Below are 6,784 nucleotides of genomic sequence, written 5' to 3' on the forward strand. Positions count from 1 at the left end.
CGAGGGGCGCCAGGGGCTCAGGGCAGGTCGCCGCCCCTCACGTCGTCCGCCGTGTCCTCCTCGTCGGCGGAGTAGGTGACCACCCCGCGACGCATGGCCACCAGCAGCTGACGGCAGGTCTGGCGCAGCTCTCCGGGGCCGGCGGCGTCGGAGACCTGGCCGGCGAAGTCGGTGACCTGGCGGACCCAGCGCACGAAGTCCCCCGCGGTCAGGTCACTGTCGGCCAGCACCGCCGAGAGCGAGCGACCCGCGGCCCAGCCGAAGGCGATCTCGCTGAAACCGATCTCGGGCTCCGGTCCACGCGGGAGCCGGGCGTCTCGTTCCACCAGCGAGACCTCTCGCCAGATCCGCCGCACCTGCGTCATCGCGTCGTTGCTGCGGGCGTCCGGCATCCGTGGTCGTCGCGCGCCGTCGTCGCTACGTCGGGCCTGGAACACCAGCGACGCGAGCACCGCCGCCAGCTGGGGGGCGGTCAGCCCGTCGAGGACGCCGGCCCGGATGCACTCGGCGGCCACCAGGTCGAGCTCGGAGTAGATCCGGGCGAGCGTGCGCCCGGCCGGGGTCACCTGCAGCCGTCCGTTGCCCGAGGAGGCGTCGTCGGTCAGGTAGCCGAGCGACTCCAGGACCAGGCAGATCCGGTCGAAGTGCGTGGCGATCGTGTTGGTCCGGGTGTCCGACCGCGCCTGCAGCCGGGCATTGTCGCGCTCGAGCTTCAGGGCCCGCTCCGCCCAGCGGGCGTGGCTCTCCCGGTCCGGACACAGGTGGCAGGGGTGCCGGCGGAGCTCGTCACGCAGGCCGGCGATCCGCTCGGCGAGCTCGGACTCCAACGCTCCGCTGCGGGCCCGGGTGGGCGTCAGGTCGACCTCGGCGAGCCGGCTGCGGAACGCGGCGGCGAGGTTGCGGCGTGAGGCCGGTTCCTTCGGGTTGAACTGCTTGCCGATCTTCATCCGGCCGACCACCGCGGGCGGGGCGGGGAAGTCGGCGAGCGAGAGCCGGCGCACCTGCCGTTCCTCGGTCATCACCAGCGGCCGCGGACCCTGCTGGTCCACCCGGGTGCCCGGGTCGATGACCACCACCCAGCCCTGGCTGCGGCCGCTCGGGACCCGGATGATGTCGCCGGGTTTGAGCCCGAGCAACGCCTGGGTGGACTCGGCGCGCCGGTCGGTCCGCCGCTCCCGCGCGGCGGAGGCCTCCAGCTCGGCCACCTCGGCCCGCAGCCGCGCGTACGCCGCGAAGTCGCCGCGGTCGCACTGCGCCGACTCCAGGTAGCCCGCGATGGCGTCGGTGTTCTTGGCCAGCGTGCGGGCCACGCCGACCACGGACCGGTCGGACTGGAACTGCGCGAAGGACTGCTCGAGCAGCGTCCGGGCGCGTTGCCGGCCGACGCTCGAGACCAGGTTGACGGCCATGTTGTACGTCGGGGCGAACGAGGAGTTGAGCGGGTAGGTCCGCCGCGAGGCCAGTCCGGCCACAGCCCGCGGGTCCAGTCCCGGCTGCCAGAGGACGACGGCGTGGCCCTCCACGTCGATGCCGCGACGCCCGGCCCGCCCGGTGAGCTGGGTGTACTCCCCCGGCGTGATGTCGGCGTGGGTCTCGCCGTTGTACTTGACCAGCTTCTCCAGCACCACGCTGCGTGCCGGCATGTTGATGCCCAGCGCCAGCGTCTCGGTGGCGAACACCACCTTGACCAGGCCTCTCACGAAGGCTTCCTCCACGCACTCCTTGAAGGCCGGCAGCATGCCCGCGTGGTGGGCCGCGACCCCGCGGACCAGGGCCTCGGCGAAGCGTTCGTAGTCCAGCGCCCGCAGGTCGGCCGGCGAGAGGCCGGAGATGTGGCGGTCCAGGATCGCGCTGATCTCGGCCTGGGCCGAGCCGGTGGTCAGCCGGACGCCGGAGGCGAGCAGCTGCCGGACCGCGCCGTCGCAGCCGACCCGGGAGAAGATGAACACGATCGCCGGCAGCAGCGCCTGCTCGTCCAGCCGCTCGATCATCTCGGCCCGGCTGGGCGCCATGAGCGAACGGGGTCGGCGGCCGCCGCTGTCGGCCCGCGAGCTGTGGGCGCCGCCGCCGTAGGAGCCGCTGCCATAGCTGCTGGTCCGACCGCGGCCGTTGCGGCCGCGCGGCTTGCGCGAGTCGTCCCGGACGTAGCGGGACTCCTCCCGGGCGACCTTGAGCAGCGCCGGGTTGACCTCGTGGCCGCCCTTGACCGGCGCCGCCACGGCGGTGGGCGCGTCGCCCGCGAACAGGTCGAAGATGGTCGGTCCCACCATGACGTGCTGGAACAGCGGCACGGGCCGGCGCTCGGAGACCACCACCGACATCTCGCCGCGGACGGCACCCAGCCATTCCCCGAACTCCTCGGCGTTGCTGACCGTCGCCGACAGGGCCACCACCTGGACGGACTCGGCCAGTCCGATGATCACCTCCTCCCAGACGGCACCCCGGAACCGGTCGGCGAGGTAGTGCACCTCGTCCATCACCACGAAGCCGAGGTTGGCCAGCGTTGCCGAGCCGGCGTAGATCATGTTCCGGAGGACCTCGGTGGTCATCACCACCACGGGCGCCTCGGAGTTCACCGAGGAGTCACCGGTGAGCAGGCCGACGTTGGCCGCGCCGTGCCGACGGACCAGGTCGGTGTACTTCTGGTTCGACAGGGCCTTGATCGGCGTGGTGTAGAAGCACTTGCGACCCTGCGCCAGGGCCAGGAAGACGGCGAACTCCCCGACGATCGTCTTGCCGGCGCCGGTCGGGGCCGCCACCAGGACGCCGGAGCCCGCCTCGACGTGGGCGCAGGCCTCGCGCTGGTAGTCGTCGAACGCGAAGCCGTAGCCGTCGGCGAACTCGCGCAGCCGGGGCGACTGCTGGGTGTGCCGGAACCGGGCGTACGCCTCGGCTGGGCTCTGCGGCGCGTCGAGGGAGGGGTCGAGAGGGGAAGCGGACATGGTGCAGCCAAGTTACCGGGCTGCGGCAACCACCAGCGGCAGCGCCCGCGGCGCGACGGTCACCTCGATCGGGGTCGCCCCCAGCCGTTCGCCGTCGCCGTAGCCGACCAGCCCCTCACCCGCCACGGTCACGGCGCGGACGCGGAGCTGCTCGACGCAGGGGTCGCGGGCGAAGCGTCCGGACCGCATCTGCGGCAGCAGCTGCAGCAGCTTGAGCCGGCTCACCGGGTGGACGACGGTGACGTCCAGCAGTCCGTCGGTCGGGTCGGCCCGCGGGCAGATGCGCAGCCCGCCGCCGTAGGTGGTGGTGTTGCCGACGGCGACCAGCATGGCCGGCTGCTCGCGGACGACGCCGTCGAGGGTCAACCGGTAGGTCAGCGGGCGGAAGACGCCGAGCTCGGCCAGCGCCGCCACGGTGTAGCGGAGCGAACCCCGCGGCCAGCGCATCGCGTTGGCGCGCTCGTTGACCCGGGCGTCGAAGCCGGTGGCCAGCACCGCGCCGACGTAGCGGTCCCCCGCCCGGATCAGGTCGAGCGCGCCGCGGTGGTCGGCAGCGACCACGTCGGCAGCGGCCAGGGTGTCCTCCGGGTCCAGCCCGACACCCCGGGCGAGGTCGTTCCCGGTGCCGGCCGGGATCATCCCGAGCGCCGTCCGGCCCAACCCGCCCGCGTCGGCGCAGGCGTTCAGCCCGAGGTGCATCATGCCGTCGCCCCCCATCACGGCGAGGACGTCGACGCCGCGACGGACCGCGGCGGCCATCAGCTGCTCCGCGTGGGACCAGCTCGTGCTGCGGAGTGTCTCGAGCTGCGCACCGGACGCACGGAGCCGGGCCTCGACTGCCGCCAGGGTGGCCGCGCCCCGACCCCGCCGGGCGGTCGGGTTGACCACCAGGCTGATCTGTCGAGCCACCGGTCAGCCCGCGGCGGGCGGGTCGGCCTCGTCGTTGAGCCGCTGCAGGGCCCGGTCGTTCTCGACGCTGCCCGCGACCACCAGGTCATCGCCGCCGATGGCCGCCCGACGCACCTTGCGGCGGTCGAGGATGTGGGCGATCACCTCCGCGGCCAGGAACAGCACCGTCATCGGCAGCGCCAGCGCCAGCATCGAGAACGGGTCGGTCGAGGGCGTGGCCACCGCCCCGAACACGAACGTGCCGAAGATGACGTAGGTCCGGTACTTGGCCAGGTAATGGGCCGGGACGACGCCGAGGATGTTGAGCAGCAGCACCACGAGCGGGATCTCGAACGCCAGCCCGAAGACCACCATCATCCGCATCAGGAAGGACAAGAACTGGTTGAGGTCCTGCAGGTTCGCCACCCCCGAGGAGGTGAAGCCCAGCAGCACGGCGATGCCCTTGGGCATCACGATGTAGCCCACCCACACCCCGGCCAGGAACAGCGGGGTGGCCGCGCCGATGAAGATCAGCGCCCACTTCTTCTCCTTGGCCAGCAGGCCCGGCACGATGAACGACCACACCTGCCAGAGCCAGATCGGCGACGTGAGGATGATCCCCGCCAGTGCCGAGACCTTGAGCGCCAGGGTGAACGGGGACGCCAGGCCCGTGTTGACGACGATGATCTGCGCGTCCGGGTTCTTGGCCTTGAGGGCCGCGGCCGCCTGGTGGTAGGGCTGCATGAGCACGTCCACCAACTGCTCCCGGAAGAACCACGCGATGACCGTGCCGGCCACAATCGCCAGCGCGGCCACCACGAGCCGGTAGCGCAGCTCACGCAGGTGCTCGAACAAGGTCATGGACCCGTCGGCGGGCAACGGCGGAGGCTTCAGCCAGGCGAGGCTGAGGTGGATCGGCCGGCCCCTGACGCTCAGAGACACCTAGACCCCGACGAGGTCAGACGTCGCGGCGAGCGTCACGCTCGGTCGGCTGAGCCTGTGACGGCTGACCGTAGGGAGCACCGTTGGTCGGCTGCCCGTTCTGCGGCGGGGCGTCGTAGTGGACCTCACCCTGCTGCGGCGGCTGGTTGTACGTCACGCCGGGCTCCGGCTGGGGGTACGGGTTGGCCTGCGGCGAGGGTACGAAGGTCGAGCCGGCCTCGGTCTGGTACGGGCTCTGGCCGACGACGCCGGGCGCCGGCGGGGTCTCGCCCGCCTTGAGACCCTTGGTCTCCTCCTTGAACTCCTTGAGCGCGCGACCGGTGCTCTTGCCGAGCCCGGCGAGCCGCGAGCCTCCGAAGAGCAGCAGCACCACAGCAAGAATGATCAACAGCTCGGGGACACCGAGTCCGAACATGGCCAGCGGGAACATGAATCCTCTTCTCCGAGACGCGGCGAACGCCCTCGATCGTGCGTCGGGCCCATCCTACGTCGGTCGGTCCGGCTGGAGCCCTCAGTCGAGCCTACGTCCGATGGTTCGGAGCCGAGGGCCCGGCGGGCTGGATCTGGGCCAGCAGATCGCCCAGCTGACCGGCCTGGTCGGCCAGCACGCCCACCTCGCTGAGCAGGTCGGCCGTCTTGTGCGCCAGCCAGACCGCGTAGCTGATCAGCATGACCAGCCCGCCGACGGCGATCGCGACGAAGACCCAGACCCAGAGCACCTGAGCAGCCTAGTGCCCGTCGACCGGAGCCATCCCCGACGACGCCTGAGCCGGCGCACCCACGGTGGTACTCGACGTCCGGGAGCCGCCACCGATCGCCCGGCCGAGGGCTCAGCCGCGGACTGAGCCGGCGCCGAGCAGTGCGGCGTACTGGTCGAGGGCCTCCTGGGCAGCCTCGGCCGCGGAGTCTCCGGCGCCCGCCGGAGCGACCACCACGGCACCGCCGCGCAGCTGCAGCAGCAGACCGCGGAGCCAGGCGGGGTCGGTGACGCGGAGGGTGACGGTCAGGCCGCCGTCGACGCGGGCCGACGTGGCCTCGGTCGGGTAGTACTCCGCCACCCAGGCAGCCTCGGGCGCCAGGTCCAGCGTGACCAGCGGGGCGTCGCGGAGGGCTTCGAACCAGCCGGTGGACAGGTCCTTCAGCCGGACGTCGTGCGGCGCGACCGGAGTCTCGGTGACGGTCGCCTCCGCCACCCGGTCCAGCCGGAAGGTGCGCAGCGCCGCCGCGGAGTAGCACCACGCTTCCAGGTAGCCGTAGCCCTCGAGCACGAACACGCGCAGCGGGTCGACCTGACGCCGGGTGGTCTCGGCCCGCGACGCCACGTCGTAGGTGAGGTCGAGGCGTCGGCCGCGCTGGAGAGCGTCGGTGATCCTGGCCTGCACCTCGTCCTGGCCGGCGGTCACGGCCACGCTCGCCCGGTCGGTCGTCGAGGAGCCGGTGGCCACCTCCAGCTTGCTCAGAGCACGGTCCACCGCGGCCCGCTGACCCGGCCCGGCGATCTCGCGCAGCGTGCGGAGCCCCAGGACCAGGGCCAGCGCCTCGTCCGCCGACAGCCGCAGCGGCCGGGTGAGGTAGTCGGCGTTGCTGAGGTGGATGACGCCCTCGCCCTCGACCGCGTCCATGTCGATGTCGATCAGGTCGCCCGGGCTGAGGCCGGGCAGACCGCACATCCAGAGGACGTTGAGGTCCTCCCGCAGCGTACGGACACTGATGTCGAAGGCGCGGGCGACGTCGGCCATCGCCGCCCCGTCGTGCTCACGCAGGTATGGGACCAGGCTGAGCAGTCGCCGGACCTGCGCCTGCGAGGTCATGGGTGGAGCCTCTCGGGAGTGAGGAGCGATTCCGGGCGACACGCCCCTCTCGAGCAGTGCAGATTGCCGTCGTCCGGAATCGGGACGAACGAGCGAGACCGGGCGGAACTCAGGACCTCGGAGCGCGGAGCGCGACCCTCGGACACGGTCATGGGTGGAGCCTCTCGGGAGTGAGGAGCGATTCCGGGCGACACGCCCCTC

6 protein-coding genes are annotated in these 6,784 nt (G+C 72.2%); all 6 read right to left on the reverse strand.

The genetic code is table 11. The features are described 5' to 3' along the window. Positions 1-17: 17 nt before the first annotated feature. Positions 18-2,942 carry a DEAD/DEAH box helicase gene (locus tag ACFE7W_RS17915; protein ID WP_375426187.1) on the reverse strand — a complete coding sequence of 975 codons (2,925 nt, stop codon included), beginning with the start codon at positions 2,940-2,942 and terminating at the stop codon, positions 18-20. A gap of 12 nt (positions 2,943-2,954) precedes the next feature. Further along, entirely contained in the window at positions 2,955-3,851 is an 897-nt protein-coding gene (locus ACFE7W_RS17920) for a diacylglycerol/lipid kinase family protein (protein WP_375426188.1), read from the reverse strand. A gap of 3 nt (positions 3,852-3,854) precedes the next feature. Further along, a complete protein-coding gene (gene tatC, locus ACFE7W_RS17925; RefSeq protein ID WP_375426189.1) occupies positions 3,855-4,691 on the reverse strand; it encodes a twin-arginine translocase subunit TatC in 837 nt (278 codons plus the stop codon). Positions 4,692-4,788: 97 nt separating this feature from the next. After that, positions 4,789-5,202: a twin-arginine translocase TatA/TatE family subunit gene (gene tatA / locus ACFE7W_RS17930; RefSeq protein WP_375426190.1), complete on the reverse strand. Its 414-nt coding sequence runs from the start codon at positions 5,200-5,202 to the stop codon at positions 4,789-4,791. A gap of 91 nt (positions 5,203-5,293) precedes the next feature. Further along, positions 5,294-5,491: a hypothetical protein gene (locus ACFE7W_RS17935; RefSeq protein WP_375426191.1), complete on the reverse strand. Its 198-nt coding sequence runs from the start codon at positions 5,489-5,491 to the stop codon at positions 5,294-5,296. Between the two features lie 111 nt (positions 5,492-5,602). Next, on the reverse strand, positions 5,603-6,583 hold the full coding sequence (locus tag ACFE7W_RS17940) for a helix-turn-helix transcriptional regulator (protein ID WP_375426192.1): 981 nt from the start codon (positions 6,581-6,583) through the stop codon (positions 5,603-5,605). Positions 6,584-6,784: the final 201 nt, after the last annotated feature.

Source organism: uncultured Friedmanniella sp. (assembly GCF_964244285.1).
In the GTDB taxonomy this organism is placed as follows: Bacteria; Actinomycetota; Actinomycetes; order Propionibacteriales; family Propionibacteriaceae; genus Microlunatus.

Bases quoted from the DNA above. Each gene is read 5' to 3' on its own strand.
- ACFE7W_RS17915 (WP_375426187.1), bottom strand. From the start codon at position 2,942: ATGTCCGCTTCCCCTCTCGACCCCTCCCTCGACGCGCCGCAGAGCCCA.
- tatC (WP_375426189.1), bottom strand. From the start codon at position 4,691: ATGACCTTGTTCGAGCACCTGCGTGAGCTGCGCTACCGGCTCGTGGTG.
- tatA (WP_375426190.1), bottom strand. From the start codon at position 5,202: ATGTTCCCGCTGGCCATGTTCGGACTCGGTGTCCCCGAGCTGTTGATC.
- ACFE7W_RS17940 (WP_375426192.1), bottom strand. From the start codon at position 6,583: ATGACCTCGCAGGCGCAGGTCCGGCGACTGCTCAGCCTGGTCCCATAC.